Origin of the sequence: Aquimarina algiphila, from assembly GCF_007489275.1 — a bacterium.
Lineage (GTDB): Bacteria > Bacteroidota > Bacteroidia > Flavobacteriales > Flavobacteriaceae > Aquimarina > Aquimarina algiphila.
On record NZ_VLNR01000006.1, the window covers coordinates 106,191 to 125,068 of the forward strand.

Here is an 18,878-nt window from a genome sequence, read left to right on the forward strand (position 1 = left end):
TTTTTTAGTGATCTATAGTTTTATGTTAGTTCTTAGAATTTAATCATCTTAAACACCTTTGTATCCTTACCCATGGTTACTGAATAGAAGTATATTCCTTTAGCGTAATTTGAAGTATCCCAGGAAAAAGTATATGTTCCTTTTTGTAAAGGTTTATTCTTTATTTCTTTATCTAATCGTTTTCCATTAAGACTAGAAACATGAATAGAAACATTCTGTCTTTGATATAATTCAAAACTAAAAGAGACAGTATCCAAAAATGGATTAGGATAGATATTCATTTTGGTTAGTGCTAAAGTTTGGGTAGTAGCAGTTCTCGATTCTGGTTCGAGAGTAGTATAAGGTGTCATTTGTGCGCAACCACATTCTGAACAATCATTGGTAGTATCCAGGTCATTATTTACTCCAACAATCCCTGTAAAACGATTATAGTGACCAATTCTATGAGTTACTTTAATGAATTCTGTTCCTGATCCACACTCTATACCGCCGTTAATAATGTTAATTGTCATCCCTAAACCTGGTTTTCTATTACGTTCCTGATCATATACTGTAGGAGTCCAATTACCGACCATTACATCATGTGCAGAAGGTTTTGGATATTGTGGCGTCATCCAGAACCATATCGCTGTCTGAAAAGCTAATGCTCCATCTTGCACAACTTGTTCTGGATTATTTATAAGTATATTTTTATCTCCAAACAAGAATTCACTTACTTGTCCATAATTATAATTGTAACTAAGTTGGATTGGTCCTCTTCCATGATAGGATTTGCCAGGTGCGGGAGGATAGTTAATATTATTTTCGTCTCTATACCCTATCCTATCAGTCCCTTCATATCCTTGTTCTTCTCTAAAATACAATCCCCAGGAATATCTTCCTCCAGGAGCAGTATCCCAACCTCCTGTAGTTTCTTGAGCTATATTAGCCAGAAAAGCTGCCAGCTCACGTTTACGGATCGTTTCGTTTCCTTCATTAGCAAAAGTTCCATAATCAACCACTTGGGTTATTATAGGTTTGGATTGATTCCAATCAGCATTAAAATCCTGATCAATACGAATCACTGATGATTGATTGGTTTGCTTATCTTTTCTAGTAAGACGGTATAAATTTGTTCCTTTACGTCTTTCGAAAGTTATTTCAATATTTGACATTCTGGCAATTGCATCTATAAACGCTTGATATGTATAGAAATCTTTAGCAGGATCTAGTTCAAATGTATCTAAATCCGTTCCAAATCGATATGGGAAGAACTCATTGTATTGTGCTTCTGAAAGTATAGCATCTCCTCCACTTATATGTTCTTTTATGGTAATTTCAATCGAAAAATTTGTTACACCCTCTCTATTATCTCTAGCATATCCCGTGAATGTATATGTTTTATAATCTGAAAAAGACCAATCTCTTTCATAAATATCATCATCTTTTGGGTCTAAAGGGAATGATCCCTCTGGTACATTTACAATAACAGGTAGCTCAATACCATCAGCATCTATTGCGCGAACTCGAAAGGGTACTGTTACTGGTAAAGCCCCTGTATAGACAATAGAAGGTGTTAGCACTGTAACTTCTGGTGGTGTATTACCTCCTGTACAAGGACCTAACTCTTCCCATGCCAATGGCCATGCCCATTCTGCAGAACCACCAGGAGTATATGCGCCTCCTGCAGAACACCAACCTCCAACTTTACAACGATACCTCTTTCCAAAATTCTGAACCTCATCACCAGTCACATAGGATGTTCCATTTACATATGGTGAACTACTACAGTCTCCTCCTGATGGTGGAGTTACCTTAATATCAACCTCTTTAGATTGTGTGGTTGCTCCTAGATTATCTTTTGCCACTGCCGTAATAATATGATTTCCATCCATCGGAGAAAACCTAAACTCGAATGGTGCACTGGTATCCACACCAATTTCAACTCCATTCATAAAAAAAGTAACGCTTATCACATTCCCATCCTGATCTGTAGCCTCTGCTTCAATAATTACTACCTCTCCAGATTGAAACTGATCTTCACTGACTGGCGAATTAATTTTCACCATAGGGGATTGATTACTATTTCCTCCATCACATGTACCTAATACCTCCCAAGCACTTGGCCACGCCCATTCTGCAGTCCCTCCTGGGGCATATGGTCCTCCGAGAGAACACCATCCTCCTACTTTACAACGGTATTGCTTACCAAAATTTTGTACTTCGTCTCCAGTTTGATATGCTGTTCCGTCTTGATACTGGGGACTGACACAACTCCCAGTCTGTGCCTGTATTTGAAACGAAAAGAAGCATAGCACTACTAAAAACATTAATCTTATAAAAGTATGTTTTTTCATTATCGTGTGTTTTAATGTGTTTTAGGATGAATTACATAACAACTCTTTTATATCACATAAAACAGAGTCAAGAAATCAACATTGAATTATAATGTATCTCGACCCTGTTCTATGTAACAAGAGTGAGTATTTTGAAATACCAAGATTGTATTACAATTAATTAAGCTATTCTTTTATCACTTTGTGGATCATTTCTTTTCCATCTATTAAAATTTTACAGAAATACATTCCTTCTTTAAGGCCCGAAAAGTTTATTGGTATATCGTGTATTCCTGCTTTCATTTTTATTCCCGATTGGGTCTTTACTACATTTCCTATATGACTATATATAGTAAACGCTACAGTGCTTGATTTTGTTAATTCTAATCGAAAATTCGTTACCTCATCAAAAGGGTTTGGATAGTTTCTTGTCAACGTAAAATAAGTTTCTTGTTGTGCCGTCCTGGCGGTACAGTCACCTATGATTATCCAGGCATCTTCCCAATGGGTTCCTGTACCTGGAGCATATGCACTTGAATTTCCACTACACCATCCAGAAAATGGCCAGGGTTTACATTCATAGATGCTCCCATTGTTTTGCACCTGATTTCCTGCAGCATAATTTCCGTTTTGTGAATATATATCCACATCACAGCTTCCTCCACCTGTATTCGTTTGTACTATAACATCCACTGTTGAAGAAGTTATAGCATCATCGTTATCAATGGCAACGGCTCGAATTGTATGGTTACCTGTTATAGCAGTCCAATCTGTTGTGTATGGTGAAGATATATCTTCAGAAATTTTAGTATTATCCACAAAAAACTCTACTTTGGTAACATTTCCATCTATGTCATTTGCATTGGCTGATATGTTTAATGTCTGCCCGGCAGTATAAGAAGTTCCCTGTTGTGGAGATGTAATTACTACTGTTGGAGATTGATTCGACGGATTTTCTTCATTTTTAAATATCAAATAATTCAGATTAAAATCATCACTATCCATAACGACTCGAATTACTTGTACTCCTTTATTTAATGTTACAGAAGTTGTTACAGTTTGCCAATTTTGCCATCCACCAGTATTAGGGACATCAATCTGACCGCTGCTATTTTGTTCATCAACTTCTATATGAAATTTTCTTCCAGAAGAAATTGCTGCAACTCTGGATTCTAATGTATATGTTTTTGCGGTTTCTACATTTACAGTATATTCAAGCCATTCTCCAGTTTTTATCCAACCAATATTATATCCTCCTTCAGAACAAACTTCAATATCTACAGCATCATTACGATACTCACCTCCTTCATTACTGTCAGAAAGTTCATTAAATGCTATATTTTGCCCCCCAAGATCATAGTTTTCGGCTTCGATCTTACCAGGAATATTTCTTGGAGTACCAGCATAAGGGGATTGTGTATCATTTCCTCCATTTCCAGGAAAATTATCTGCTGGAAATTTAATTTTATCTCGGATCCAGCTTCCTGCTGATTTAAGCCTATCAGTAGTCCAAGGTCCACCAGAACAAGTTCCGGATTGCCAAACTGCGCCAGTTCTAAAATCATCAGAATAATTCCAACTTGTCCAACTAATCTTTTTTTGTTGCATCAGATCGATAAATCGTTGCGTCATTACAAAATCATTTGGTCCATCACCACTAGCCTCCTGACTACCAAACTCAGTTACAAAAACAGGCAATTGACTAGACGCTTCATCTAATCTGTTTAAATACACTTCTCCATGACTCTTAGCATAAAAATGAAAAGTATACATCACATTATCAAACTGTAATGGATTATTAATAACATCTTGCAAATTCCCCTGTCCCGATACACCAAAAGTTGACCACCCATGAGTACCCACAAGGACTACGGCATCATTATCAATCGATTGAATAACAGGTATAATCTGGTCTGCATAGGTTTTTATACGATTCCAGGTAACTCCAGAACCATTGGGTTCATTACAAACGTCATAAATGATATTATTTTTATTTTTATGTTGATTAGCGATATCGGTAAAAAAACGTTTCGCATTTTCTAAGTTATAATTTGGATCTCCCGGATTTAATTGATGCCAATCTACTAACGCATACATTCCTCTTGCTGTAGCTTCTTCAATTAATCGATTTACCTGATTGGTAAATCCTACGGGATCAGTTTCATATCCTCCTTCTTGTACATATAAGGAGATTCGAAGGATATCAGCATCCCAATCATAGGCTAGGGCATCTAGTGAAGATTCTGTTAAACAATTTCCCCACCCATACCATTGTATGCCATGAGTACTCATTCCTCTAAGTTGAATTGGTTTATTATATTGATTACAAAGTTGTGTTCCGCATACTTTGAGCTGACCATTTTGAGCAACAGGAGTTTCTTGCGCTATAGTTGTAAAACTAATAAGTGTCCAGAAAAAAGATAGAATTAAAACGAAATACCTTGTTCGTATATATTGTGTTTTCATACATTAGGTTTTAAGAAAGTAGTATAGATTTCTATATCATAAAAGATATTAGAATAGGGTATCTAAAATAAAAACCATCCGATGCCATAGTAGTTTCTATAACATCGGATGGTAAGAAATCGGGGTTAGCGTTTTATCATTACTTTACCATTGATCTTTTCTTTTGGTAAAGAAATAATATAAAAATATAAGCCTTCCTGAAGTGTACTCACATCAAAAGATTTAAGATTATCGCCTTTTTGTGTAAGTGTACTCTTGAAATCTAACATTTTGATTCCGCTGGTATTAAATATTCCCAAATTGAAATCAGAATTTGCTCTGGAAGCTTTGATATTTACATTCATTAAATCTCCAGCAATTGGATTAGGATATACTTCTACAGCATTGATCGTTTTGCTTGCTCTACCCTCTAAGGCATCCAAATATGTTCTATAAGGAGTAGAGAATCCAAATCCAGCTACAATATCCCAATTAATGGACCAAGTCATTAATCCTCTGAAATCAGCATAACCTGAAGGGTTTTGAAGGGTATATTGTCCACCAAAAGATTGTCCTTTGATAATATAATCCAATGCTTTATGAACCTCGGATGCGCTTGTATATCCACTTCCAGCTGCGGATGGACTAGCTGGTAATCCTATTGCAACCTGATTTGGTCGTAAAGCAGGAAACTGTTCTCCCGTACTTAATGTGAATCCTTGTAATAATACTTCTGCCATCGCTACATGAAAATCTGCATTTCCAGCAGAATATGATCTACCATCTAATCCTAACATGCTACCAGTATTATAGTGTTGAACATGGATGTAATCCATTTCTGTACGTAATGCATGAATTAAAGGAAGATATGCTCCCCAAATACCACCGTACTGCCCAATACCACCCTGAACATAAGCCGTTTCAGGAGCCATCGATAGAATAAATTTAGACATATCGTATTGAGAAAGGATAGATCTGAAAGCAGAAATAAGATTTACTACTTTTGGAGAAGTCGGATTTGATAAACTGGTATCTCCCGGGGCCAAAGAAATTGAAGTACCTTCAAAATCAATATCCATTCCATCAAATCCGTATTCATTAATAATATTAGTCATTGAACTACTAAAAATCTGAGCATCCGAAGGGTTATCTACATCAACTGCTCCAGTAGCACCACCCATAGAAATTAGGACCTTTTGACCTCTACCTTGTAAGACTCTTACATCATCCTTAAACTCTTGTATAGAAGAATATATACTATTATCCGGAATAAATTCCATGTCTGCACCTAGTTGAACTTTAGGAATTGCAAAAGAGACATTAACTACATCCCATTTATCAGATACATCTCTTAGTTTTGGAGTTGAAGAACCATTATCAAAATTATGCCAATATCCTACTAATATTCGCTTAGGAAGATCTCCTCCTGGCGGTGGTGGATTTATTGATCCTACAGTTATAGTAACTGGTGCTGAATCTACTGTTGTATTATCATTATCGGTCGCACGTGCCATAAGTGTATGATTTCCTTGAGTAGCAGTCCAATTTGTACTGTATGGCGATGACATGTCTTCTCCAACTTCTACTCCATCCACAAAGAACTCAACTTTAGTAACATTTCCATCTGTATCGTTTGCTGTTGCTGTTATATTTATAGATTGTCCAATTGTAAAACTTGCACCATCATTTGGTTGTGTAATGGACACAGTAAGTGCTCCACCACCGCCGGTACAATCTCCAATTTCTTTCCATGCATTTGGCCAAGCCCAACCATTTGGATCACCAGGAGCATAAGGACCTCCTATACTACACCATCCACCAACAATACATTCATATTTTTTATCAAAATTCTGTACAACATCACCCGTATTATATGCTGATCCGTCAACATAAGGTGCGGCATCGCAATCACTTCCGGCATCTGTATTTACCGTAATTGCTACTGCAATAGAGGTACTTGTTGCGGCATCATCATCTGTTGCCATTGCTGTAATACTATGACTTCCTAATGTTGATGTCCAGTTTGCTGTAAATGGAGCTGAAAAATCTTCACTTATCATGATTCCATCTACATAAAATGCCACTTTACTTATACTACCATCTGTATCATTTGCATTAGCTGCTATGCTCACACTTTGTCCTACAGTATACGTTGCTCCTTGAGAAGGGTTTGTAATAGTTACTGTTGGCGACTCATTACCTGTACCTCCCGTTACGCTTATTTCAATTGAAGAAGATGTAGTCATAGCTCCATCATCATCTGTGGCTTTTGCTGTCAACGTATGGTTTCCTTCAATTGCAGTCCAACTCGCAGAATATGGTGATAATGTATCTTCGCTTACCATAGCTCCATCTACATAGAATGTTACTTTAGTAATACTTCCGTCACTATCTGAAGCATCTGCATTAATCGTTACGTTCGTTCCGGTGGTAAAAGATGCTCCAGATGCAGGAGATGTTACTGATACCGTTGGTGGAGTATTATTTCCACCGCAAGGATCACCGGTTACCTGATGAATTGCTGCCAGTAGTGATGTTGCTTGGTCATTAGTATCATGTGATAGTTCCCACATCATAATTCCTCCACCTCTTTCTAAAGCCATTTCTGTTTTAGCTTTTATTGTAGCTATTCCATTATAATTCATTCCTTGATAAGAATCACTATTAGGATTTGCTCCCATAGCTAATAATTCAGTATAGCTTTTTACTTGTGGCCTACTATAGAAGGGCACTCCTAATACGGCTTTAGATTTTGGCAACCCACGACTTAACCAATAATTTAATCCTCCTTCGGCTTGTGCCATTGAAGAATGATCTGGACCATCATATGCCATGATATTTAAGAAATCTACATCATCAAAAACACCACTTAATATTCCGTCGGCATTCCATCCGGAAACTACTACTGCTGCAGTCAATAATTTCCCTCTGCTATGCATCGCTTGTCCTAGCTCCTGCATTAATAATTCATAATTCTGAGGCTCATTTCCTTCTCGAGGATATTCCCAATCCATATCAACACCATCCAGATTATACTGATTCACAAAATTTACCAGGTTATTTATAAATGTAGTTCTTGTTGATGGATTAGCTGCAAGGGTTGTAAATGCTGAATCATTTCCATCCATCCATCCTCCTACGGCGATTAATACTTTTACACCTTGAGCATGACCTTGAGTAATAATTTGTTGCATTTTTGCAGTACCATCCAAAGGACGAAGGCTACCATCACTATTTGGTAACAGAAATGAGTAATTTATATGTGTTAATTTATCATATTGAATATTCGAAGGGGTGCCTTGCCAGCTTGGCATATACCCTACCACTTTAAAATCACTACTACCTGTACATCCACCATCATTTCCAACGGTTATCGATACAACAGAAGAAGTACTTTGATTATTCTCATTATCAGTAGCTTTTGCTGTTAACGAAAAACTACCTATAGTAGCATTATTCCAAGTATAGCTATAAGGACTCGTTACATCTTCACCTAACTTTGTTGTTCCGTTATAAAATTCTACTTTAGAAACAGATCCGTCACTATCTGATGCATTAACATTGATAGTAATACTATTTCCAACGGTAAAGTTAGTTCCCGAAGTTGGTGATGTTATTGATACCTGTGGCGAAGATCCTCCTCCACTGCAAGGCCCTATTAATTCCCAAACATTTTCTCTATTGGTAACCGGATCATTATTTTGTGTCCACCATTTGGCTCTATATTCATTTCCTTGATAAGAAACCATATCGCCTCCCGCGTATACCTGTCCTGGCACATACGCGGGTGAGGTACATGAACCACCAGTATCACTTACTGTAATAGCAACAGAAGAGGACCCTTCACCATTTTCGTTATCATAAGCCTTGACCATAATTGTATAGTTCCCTTCTGAAACGTTATTCCAGCTATAGGTATATGGAGTAGTTGTTTTTTCTCCTAAAAGTGTAGTTCCATTATAGAATGCTACTTTAGTAATTGTACCATCACTATCACTTGCATTTACGGAAATACTAACATTAGCTCCAACTGTAAATGTATCTCCAGCCTGAGGAGAAGTAATAGATACTGTTGGCAACTGATTACCTCCACTTCCCGTTACTGTAATTGATATCGACGAAGTTGCAGTTCCTCCTTTATCATCGGTTGCTTTTGCTTTAATCGTATAATTTCCTGCAGACACATCATTCCAGTCAAATGTATACGGGGAGGAAGTGTCTTCTCCTATTTTAGTATTTCCGTTATAAAATTCTACTTTGGTCACTGTACCATCACTATCACTGGCATTTGCGGCTATAGTAATATTTGAACCTGCAGTAAATGTTGCTCCAGAATCAGGAGAAGTGATGGCAACTGTAGGCATTACATTACCCACTACGCCACTTGCAAAAACTTCATTTACTTTATTGATTAATGGTGATTTTACATTGGACCACCTTTTTAATTTAGTTCCAAAAGATTGAACCGATCCGCTCATCTCCAAGTCCCCATAAACAGTCCACACTATAGTTCCTGCAAGGTTATTGTCTTTGATATACTGTGCTTTTATTCCTATAGATTCTTCATCATCATAACTTAAAAAGAAGTTTCCTTTTGTCATATAAGGTACTTTAGCCTGATCATCCCATTGTCTGGTCCATCCGCTTCCTCCTCCAGTCTTTTGTTTAATAAAGAAATAATTTGGTGTACCATCATATACCTCTTGTGGCCAATTTGTATAATCGGCAGCAGTACTCACAGGTCCATCGGGTTGTATAGTTACATTTCTTTTGACGGTAGGTGCGTTTAATGCAGCATTACCCTCTGTTACTACTCCTCTTCCATAAAATGGAATACCAAAGTTTATTTTATTCGAAGGCACTCCCATCGATGTCATCTTATTAAATAATGTTTGCCAGTTAAACTCTGGCGCTTCAGCTCCATCATATGGATATACAGGCGCATTATGTCCCGCTTTATTAGACCAACCACCATTAAAATCGTAGGTCATCATATTAAAATAATCCATGGTATTGGCCAGATTTGACCAGTTAAATCCTTCTAATTTTTTATAATCTGCTGCCATTGCAGCTGTAATTAATTTATCTGGACCAATAGCATTTCTAATTTCCTGAACTAAATTCTCAAAATTAGCATAGTCAGCATTTGTTCCTGTAAAATTCATTCCAGGAAATGGCCCGGGATATTCCCAATCCAGATCAATTCCATCAAACCCCATACTAATCAGCTTTTTACAATCTTCTATGAAACGTGCTCTTTTAACCGGATCTGCCGCCATTTCAGGAAAATGTTTACACATACTCCATCCACCGATAGAAGCCATTACTTTTACTCCATTTTGATGTGCTAACTCCAATAATCCTTTTCCATCACTACCTTCTTTTGGTAATGGTAATGGTAAAGTCCCTTCAAGCCCCCACTCTGGATGGCTCCAGGTATTTCCACCTACAGTTACCTGGTAACCCAATGCTTCAGCGCGTTGTTTTACAGCTTCATTGATGTACTGAATAGGTTCGATTTCACCAAAAAGAATATGAAAATCCCAACTACTATATACATCACTAAATAGTATATCACCTGGTTGTTGCACAGCTCCTGGTTGATAAATATTCTTATTTCGAAGATCTCCACTATGTAAAGATCCATCATTGGCTACTCCAAAAAAGGAATAGTTAAGAATAGTGTATTTCGAATAGTCTATATTCAACTGAGTTAATGCTCCTTGAGCTGGCACTCCTGCCGTAGGTTGTTTCCAAGCATCCCAATTGGTTATATAACCAATGATTTGTTTGTTATGATTGGATGTGTTAGAATTTCCTCCTGTATTCACCTGGGCATTTAAGCTTCCCAGGGCTAAGAAAAAAAATAGAATACATACGGTTTTAACATGAGTTGTGTAATGCAGCCACGGAATCGTGCTGCTTCTCGAAGTTTTCATAATTGTTATAGTTAGGGTTTAAACGATTTTTGTGTGTTACTAAGTTTAAAAAAGAGCTTTAAGTTGATTTTTCGTTTTTTAAAGTAGAAAGAAGTGAAGTATCTAAGAAATTAATTCGCTAAACAACTTCAAAATATTGATTTGTAACACTTAATTAAGGATAAACTGAAATGTTGTAAAAATGAATCAATATAACCTGCAAAAACAATGTCTATAAACTAACAAATATTTGTATTCTAATTTGTGTAACACAATATGTTTAGACCTTAAAGAATATCTTTTTTTTGTATAGCACATAAGCCATTAAGGTATAAAATACTACAACCGCAATTGCATATATAAATGAGGAAAAACTTCTGTCCAAAAACTCATAAACAAACAAACATTCAAAAAGCCAACGATGGATAGAAGTATCCTGGGTGATATGAACCAAATAAAATATTTTTGTAAGTATACTGGAAGAAAAATAAATGATAATGGCATTAGCCCCAACTGATTTTATAACTGAACCAAAATTATACTTACTTTCATCCATTAAATAATAAAACAACACTAAAAACAAAATCGCATACCCTGAAGTTACTAATACAAAACTACTGCTCCATAAGGCTTTATTGATTGGAAATAAAAATCCCCACATATACCCTATTACAATAAAAACCGTTCCTATCACTGATAGAAAAAATAGCTTCCGTTTTTTTGTACTTATTAAAATCTCACCTATAAAAACTCCAATGAGTGTTGTCACTATTGCTGGAAAAGTACTTAGAATTCCTTCGGGGTCATAATCAGGCTTCCAAATATGTCCTTTTAACAACTTATAATCTATATAATTAGCCCAGTTATTAGATCCTCTTTGCAATATTGGAGAAGCTCCGTTGGGTAAAGGAATATACGCTAACCATAACCAATATCCTACAAGTATCAATCCTGAGATCATTAATAATTGCCTTTTAGTGCAATTAAGATACAATATAGATGCTATGCAAAATACAATTCCTATACGTTGTAACACTCCCGGAATGCGTAAAGATTTAATTTCAAGAAAAGGAATATAGGGAACAAAAGCATTGAGAAACAATCCTAGTATAATAAGTTTTATGCTTCTAAATATGATCTTTTTGTATGTAGTGGTATCTCTACTTTTTTCCTTATAAACAAATGAAATAGAGATACCAACAATAAATAGAAAAAAAGGAAATACAAAATCGGCTAAGGTCAAACCATTCCATTCGGCATGCAATAAAGGTGCATATACATAAGACCAATCTCCAGGGGTATTTACCAAAATCATTAATATTATGGTAAATCCTCTTAAAAAATCAACTGACTGTATCCTTTTCACAATAGTTATGACACCAGAGTTTTACCTATTCGTTTCCAAAGCCTGGATAGCAAGAACCCTGCAATCACTACTACAACAGTTAACATAGAGGCATCTGTGTAATTTCCGTATATCCAGTTTCCAGTTGCAAATAATGCTCCATAGACTAGAATACATCCTAAAATCATGGCTAATATCCCAGAAGGAACCATCCACCTTTCTTTGCCCGTGATAATTTCTACGTCTTGTTTTTTGGCTTTGTTTAATATAAATTTCCATCCAGGTCCACCGGGTTGTATTTTCTTATAAAAATCAAACAGTTTTTGATCATCATCGGGTTTGGTAAGAAAAGTAACCAATAACCAGACAATAGTAGTCACTAAAACAACAAAAGGAAACTCGAACCAATCAGGGAATATTCCTTCTTGAAAGCCATTTTCTATTGCTTTACCAAACAGCTTTTCGTTAATAAAAGAAGTACTTATCACTATAGAAATGATACCTGATGAAAACATTGCTGAAATTTCGCTCCAGGCATTAATCCTCCACCAAAACCATCTTAAAATAAAAATAAGTCCAGTACCGGCTCCAAACATTAATATATACTTAAATAATTGAACCGCATTAGTTAATGCTAACGCAATTAAAGTACTCACTATCATCAATAAAATAGTTGCTATTCTTCCTACATTCACTAGTTTTTTCTCTGTGGCATTTTTATCTACAAACTCTTTATAAACATCATTTACCAGATATGAAGCTCCCCAGTTTAAGTGTGTTGAAATAGTTGACATATAAGCTGCCACTAAAGACGCTACCACTAGTCCTAAAAGTCCTGCTGGTAATTTTGTTAACATCGCAGGATATGCAAGATCATGCCCCAACTTATCCTCTGTGATCCCCGGAAAAGCTTCGCTTAAACTTGCAAGATCAGGAAATACAATAAGGGAAGCTAATGCAACGATAATCCAAGGCCAAGGTCTTAATGCATAATGCATAATATTAAAAAAGAATGTAGCTCCGATCGCATGTCCTTCACTTTTTGAAGCAAGCATACGCTGTGCTATATACCCACCTCCACCTGGCTCTGCTCCAGGATACCAGGAACTCCACCACTGCACAGCCAAAGGTATAACCAGTAATGTGATCAACCCTTTTTTATCTTCCAATTTTGGAACAAGCGATAGTTTGTCTTGTACATTGGGATTCGACACCAAATTATTAATACCTCCTACTTCGGGTAAATTCACACAATAATAAGCTGCTCCGATTGCACCTGCCATTGCAACAAAGAATAATAGAAAATCAGAGTACACTACCCCTTTAAACCCTCCTATTGCACTAAAAACAAGCGTAACAATAGCGGCATAACCAACGGTTTCAATAGCAGATAATCCTAACATTACTTGACCAATCTTAATAGCGGCTAATGTAACACCAGACATAGCAAGTATATTAAAAATAAAACCCAGATAAACCGAGCGAAATATTCTCAAAAACCGAGCTGATTTTCCAGAATATCGTAATTCATAAAATTCCATGTCTGTATTCACATTTGATCGCCTCCATAATCTTGCATAAATAAATACAGTGAGTAAACCTGTTAACAAAAAAGCCCACCATATCCAATTTCCAGAAACCCCATTTTGTCTAACAATATCTGTTACCAGATTAGGTGTATCAGTAGAAAAAGTAGTTGCTACCATAGAAAATCCTAAGAGCCACCATGGCATATTACGACCGGATAAAAAGTATTCTGATGTGTTCTTCCCAGACTTCCTGGCTACTACAACACCTATAATAAGTGTAGTTAAGAAAAAGAATATGATGATTGAATAATCTAAGGTACTTAGTTCCATTCTTGGTTTTTATTTTAATAAATTTGATTTGTTCTTTAATATTTGTTGTTTGGCGTGCGCCGCATAATTTCTTCCGATAGGAATTCTTTTGCCTCCAACTTCCAAAAGATTACCTTCTATTGACTTAACTTTATCTATGGCTATTGTATATGATTTATGAATTCTAATAAAATTTTCTGAAGGAAGTTCTTCACTTATACTTGAAAGAGATTTATGTGACATAAAAGTACCTTCTATTGTACTCACCCTGATATAGTCTTTAAGGCTTTCTATAAAAAGGATATCACTAAGGAGGATCTTAACTAATTTCTTATCTACCTTCAAAAAAATATGAGCTGGCTGAATGAGATCTATAGAAGGTTCATGTTTTTTAATTGCAATTAATCTAGCAGTTAATTTATTTATAGATTTTAAAAACCGATTAAAGGAGATAGGCTTTACCAAATAGTCTAAAACTTCTAATTCATAACTTTCTAGTGCATATTCTTTATAAGCCGTAGTAATGATCACTTGAGGATATACTTGCAAGCTTTTCAAAAACTCCAAGCCGTTCATCTTAGGCATATTTATATCCAAAAACACTACATCAATATCGCCTAGTTCTAAAACGGGTAATGCTTCTATCGGACTTCTAAAAACATTAACAATCTGAACATTTTTAAATTCTTCCAAAAAAGATTCAATAACTTCTATGGCTAAGGGTTCATCATCAATTATTATACATTTAATAGTCATTAGATGGGGATTTTAAGTAAAATCGAATATTCATTATTTTTTCTTGATATGTTTAACGTAAAATTTTTGGGATAGAGAATTTGCAATCTTCGTTTTACATTTTTTATACCTATCCCATTTGATTTTTCAATTTCTAATTGTTCTTCATAATTATTTTTGGATATAAATATCAATTCATTGCCATTTCTTTCAAAAGAAATAGATAGCTCCATTCTATCATTATCCCGAAGACCATGTTTAAAAGCATTTTCTATAAAAGGCAAAAATAACATAGGAACGACTTTAACATCATCTATATTGCCACTTATATCTACATTTGAAATTACCCTATCACAATGACGCATTTTTTCAAGTTCGATATAATTATCTATATGATCGATCTCTTGTAAAAGAGGTAACTTTTTTTGACTGGTTTCATAGATTACATATCGCATGAAATTAGAAAGTTTCAATACCAAATCTGTAGCTTTTTCAGATTTTTGTATCGTCAACGCATATAAACTATTTAGAGTATTAAAAAAAAAGTGGGGTTGAATCTGAGCTTTCAGATATTTCAATTCTGTTTTATATTGTAATTCGCTTAAATGTTTATTCTTATTTTGCTCTGTTACAAAATCTACTGTAAATTTTATAGCAGAAGTAAGTCCTATTACATATAGTTCTCCTATAGTAACAGCAACAATATGATTAAAACCAAAAGGGTTAAGTTTTCCTTGTACTTCTGGCCAAATATCCTCTGTAACCAGCCAAAAATTAAGTCCAGATCTTAAAACATAATGTACACCAAGTGCAATACAAAGTGCAACAAGATAACCTACATACTTTTTTTTAAGTATAAACTTCGGAACCAGATAATAAATATTAAAATATACAATAATCAAATGAAGAGGAAATTCGACAAGATTGGATTTTAATGAATACCAATAATCATTAAAATAACTTCCCCATCGTACCCAATTAAACAGAAAATAAACAATCCAAAAGTATAAGTGATAGATTCTTTTAATTGTTTTATGAACACCGTTCCCCATTATTAATAATTGATAAAATTCTTTTTTTCATTAACGTTTTAACAAAAATTTTTGAAAAAAGTAAGGCTATTTACACAGAAAACCAAAAAAATTAAGAAAGTGATAACAGCCAAAATACTGATATCTCTGACTATCTGTTGATTGTTATTAAAACGGTGTCGTTTGTCTAAAAAAAATTTTGCGGGAGTATTAAAATACTACTTTGAGATCATTCAAATAAACAACACTATAATATGAAACAAAAAATTTTAACCCTTACCACTTTATTATTTTTTTCTTTTCTGAGCTTTGGACAGGGGATCCAAATTACAGGTATAGTAAAGGGGGCTTCAGATGGCATACCGCTGCCAGGAGTTAATATTATTATAAAAGGAACTACGAATGGGGTGCAGACAGATTTTGATGGTAATTATACCATTACTGCTGCCACAGGAGATGTAATCGTATTTTCGTATTTGGGAATGGCTAGTAAGGAAATAACTGTCGGTAGTGATACCGCAATTAATGTACAGTTAGAAGCAGATACAGAACAATTAGATGATGTAGTGGTAACTGCACTTGGTATTCAAAAAAGTAGAAAATCATTAACATATGCTGCTCAAGATATTAATGCAGCAGAATTAAGTAAAGTCAAACAAACAAACCCTGTCAATAGTCTTTCTGGTAAGATATCTGGGGTTGTTGTTAATAGAAGTTCTTCTGGGGTTGGAGGATCTGTTAAGGTAACTCTTAGAGGTAATTCTTCTCTAGGTAACAACCAACCGCTCTATGTTGTGGATGGTATTCCGCTATCTAATCCGACCGGAGGGCAACCGAATGATACTTTTGGTGATCTTAATGGTGGGAATAAAGATGGTGGAGACGTCTTATCTCTTATTAACCCAGATGACATTGAATCTTTAACTGTATTAAAGGGAGCATCTGCATCAGCACTTTATGGGAGTGCCGGTTTGAATGGAGTTATATTAATTACTACCAAAAAAGGTAGAGCAGGAAGTTTTAAGGTAAATTTCTCTTCTAATATTCTTGTTGAGAGTGCTGCATATTACATTGACTTAAATGACAAAGCAGAAAATGACATTGAAGATTTCTTTAATACCGGAGTCACATCAATAACTTCTTTATCTGCTTCTGGAGGTAGTGAAAATGCACAAACTTATTTTTCGTATTCTAATACTTTTGCTTCTGGTATACTTCCGACAAATGATCTAAAACAACATACTATTAATATACGAGAAACTGCTAAGTTTTTTGATGGTATAGTTACTGCTAACGCAAGTGTTTTAGCTTCAACTCAAACTATTGATAATCGTCCAGTATCTGGATTATATTTTAACCCTTTAGTTGGTGCTTACAATTTTGATTCTCCCGGAGAACGATTATCTAGCTACGAACGATTCGAAGAATTTGATGACACTAGAAATATTCAGAGTCAACGATGGTTTAGACCAACTTTTGATATTGAGCAAAACCCATACTGGATTTTAAACAGAAATGCCAGTGAAGATATCAATAGAAAATTATTAGCCTCTTTAAATTTAAAGTTTAAAATTAATGATTGGTTATCACTACAAACCAGAGGTACTTATGATCAAACTCTTTTAAATTATGACAAAGAAATATTTGCTACTACAGAAGCTACATTAGCTCCCAGTACTGGACGATACATTTTTAATGAACAGGATATCAGACAAATTTATGGAGATATAATTGCTTCTATATCTAAACAGTTTAATACTATTTCTTTATCAGCAAATGTTGGTACCAGTACTACGAGAAGTTCTACAGAGATTCTAAATGCTGATTCGGGAACCGCAGGTGGACTTCAATTTGCTAACGTATTCTCTATTCAAAATTTTAATGCTAATCCACAGGTTTCACTATCTCAAACTTCCTTAGACAAAAAGGTAAATTCTGTCTTTGCAAGTGCTACCATAGGATTTAATGAAAAACTATTTGTTGATTTAACTGCTCGTAATGATTGGTCATCTTCTTTGCCTTCTAATAATAATTCTTATTTCTATCCTTCGGTAGGTGTAACTGGTATTTTGAGTGAGGTTTTTGACTTAGGGGATCGAATTTCATTTGCAAAAGTACGGGCCTCATATGCAGAAGTTGGTAACGATGTTCCTGCAAATACAGTTTTTCCAGAGCGACAAATCTTATTTGGTGGAGGTATAAGCCCACTTAATCCTGTACGTCCTCTTGGAGAGGTTAGACCAGAACAGCAACAATCATATGAAATCGGAACAGAATGGCGTTTTTTTGATGGTAGATTCGGATTTGATATTGGATATTATCACACTAGTACTGTAGATCAATATTTCCAGGTTCCCGTTTCAACAGGAACAGGAGCTGTAACCGTAGGGGTTAATTCTGGTGATATTATCAACCAAGGTTTTGAAGGATCTATTTTTATCACACCAATACAAACAGAAAACTTTAAATGGACATCAAACATAAATTTTGCTACTAATGATAATGAGGTTGAGGAAATTAGTAATCCTTCAGATGATGTACAAATCGATAATCAGGTTATTTCTGCTCCGGGAGTAAATACTTTTGCTTCCTATTTGGTCGAAGGCGGATCTTATGGAGATATATATGCTCAGGTAGTAAAACGTGATGCGAATGGTCGACCTATTGTAGATAATGGCGCTTTGATTATCAATGATGAGAATCCAGATAACACTATAGCTGGTCTTGAAAAAATTGGTAATGCTAATCCCGATTTTACTTTAGGGTGGAATAACACATTAACATATAAAAATATAAGCCTGGACTTTCTTATAGATGGAAAATTTGGTGGAGAAACAGTGAGTTTAACAGAAGCTGTAGTAGAAGGATTAAGTAATAATTCTAGAAGAGAGACTGAAAATGCACCTATAGAAGTTGTTGATCCTTCTGGAACTGTTTCTACTCTTACGGCTCAGGAATACTACGGGCTTGCTGGAGGTAGAAATGGATTTACAGGAGAGTATGTATACAGTGCAACCAATGTTCGTCTGGCAGAACTGGCTATTGGATATAACTTCAAATTATCAGAATCTTCTTTTTTCAAGAATATAAAAGCTTCGGCAATTGGTAATAATTTATTCTTTTTCTATAAAGATGCTCCTCACGATCCTAATGTTTCCTTAAGTACCGGAAATGCACTGCAAGGGGTTGATGTTTTAGGTCTTCCTTCTACAAGAAGCTGGGGATTGAATATTAATTTAACTTTTTAAAAA

8 protein-coding genes are annotated in these 18,878 nt (G+C 35.3%); 1 reads left to right on the forward strand and 7 read right to left on the reverse strand.

What is annotated here, in order from left to right:
* Positions 1–32: 32 nt before the first annotated feature.
* The 7 genes from FOF46_RS04495 to FOF46_RS04535 all read right to left on the reverse strand — a co-directional run bounded on the left by FOF46_RS04495 (position 33) and on the right by FOF46_RS04535 (position 15,648).
* A complete protein-coding gene (locus tag FOF46_RS04495) occupies positions 33–2,336 on the reverse strand; it encodes a glycoside hydrolase family 19 protein (RefSeq protein WP_143915600.1) in 2,304 nt (767 codons plus the stop codon).
* A 165-nt stretch (positions 2,337–2,501) separates the two neighbouring features.
* Positions 2,502–4,781 carry a cellulase family glycosylhydrolase gene (locus FOF46_RS04500; RefSeq protein ID WP_109434511.1) on the reverse strand — a complete coding sequence of 760 codons (2,280 nt, stop codon included), beginning with the start codon at positions 4,779–4,781 and terminating at the stop codon, positions 2,502–2,504.
* A 125-nt stretch (positions 4,782–4,906) separates the two neighbouring features.
* Complete coding sequence (locus FOF46_RS32305) at positions 4,907–10,699, reverse strand: glycosyl hydrolase family 18 protein (protein ID WP_208746747.1); 5,793 nt, start codon at positions 10,697–10,699, stop codon at positions 4,907–4,909.
* A gap of 259 nt (positions 10,700–10,958) precedes the next feature.
* Complete coding sequence (locus FOF46_RS04520; RefSeq protein WP_333968494.1) at positions 10,959–12,044, reverse strand: acyltransferase family protein; 1,086 nt, start codon at positions 12,042–12,044, stop codon at positions 10,959–10,961.
* Between the two features lie 5 nt (positions 12,045–12,049).
* Positions 12,050–13,882 carry a sodium:solute symporter family protein gene (locus FOF46_RS04525; RefSeq protein WP_143915602.1) on the reverse strand — a complete coding sequence of 611 codons (1,833 nt, stop codon included), beginning with the start codon at positions 13,880–13,882 and terminating at the stop codon, positions 12,050–12,052.
* Positions 13,883–13,891: 9 nt separating this feature from the next.
* The gene (locus FOF46_RS04530; RefSeq protein WP_109434507.1) at positions 13,892–14,617 is read right to left on the reverse strand and encodes a LytR/AlgR family response regulator transcription factor; all 726 of its coding nucleotides are present in this window, start codon (positions 14,615–14,617) and stop codon (positions 13,892–13,894) included.
* The gene (locus tag FOF46_RS04535) at positions 14,617–15,648 is read right to left on the reverse strand and encodes a sensor histidine kinase (protein ID WP_109434506.1); all 1,032 of its coding nucleotides are present in this window, start codon (positions 15,646–15,648) and stop codon (positions 14,617–14,619) included. The genes FOF46_RS04530 and FOF46_RS04535 overlap by 1 nt, the downstream gene beginning before the upstream one ends.
* A gap of 233 nt (positions 15,649–15,881) precedes the next feature.
* Between FOF46_RS04535 and FOF46_RS04540 the strand changes: the two genes are divergently transcribed.
* Positions 15,882–18,875, forward strand: a complete 2,994-nt coding sequence (locus FOF46_RS04540; protein ID WP_143915603.1) for a TonB-dependent receptor plug domain-containing protein — start codon at positions 15,882–15,884, stop codon at positions 18,873–18,875.
* Positions 18,876–18,878: the final 3 nt, after the last annotated feature.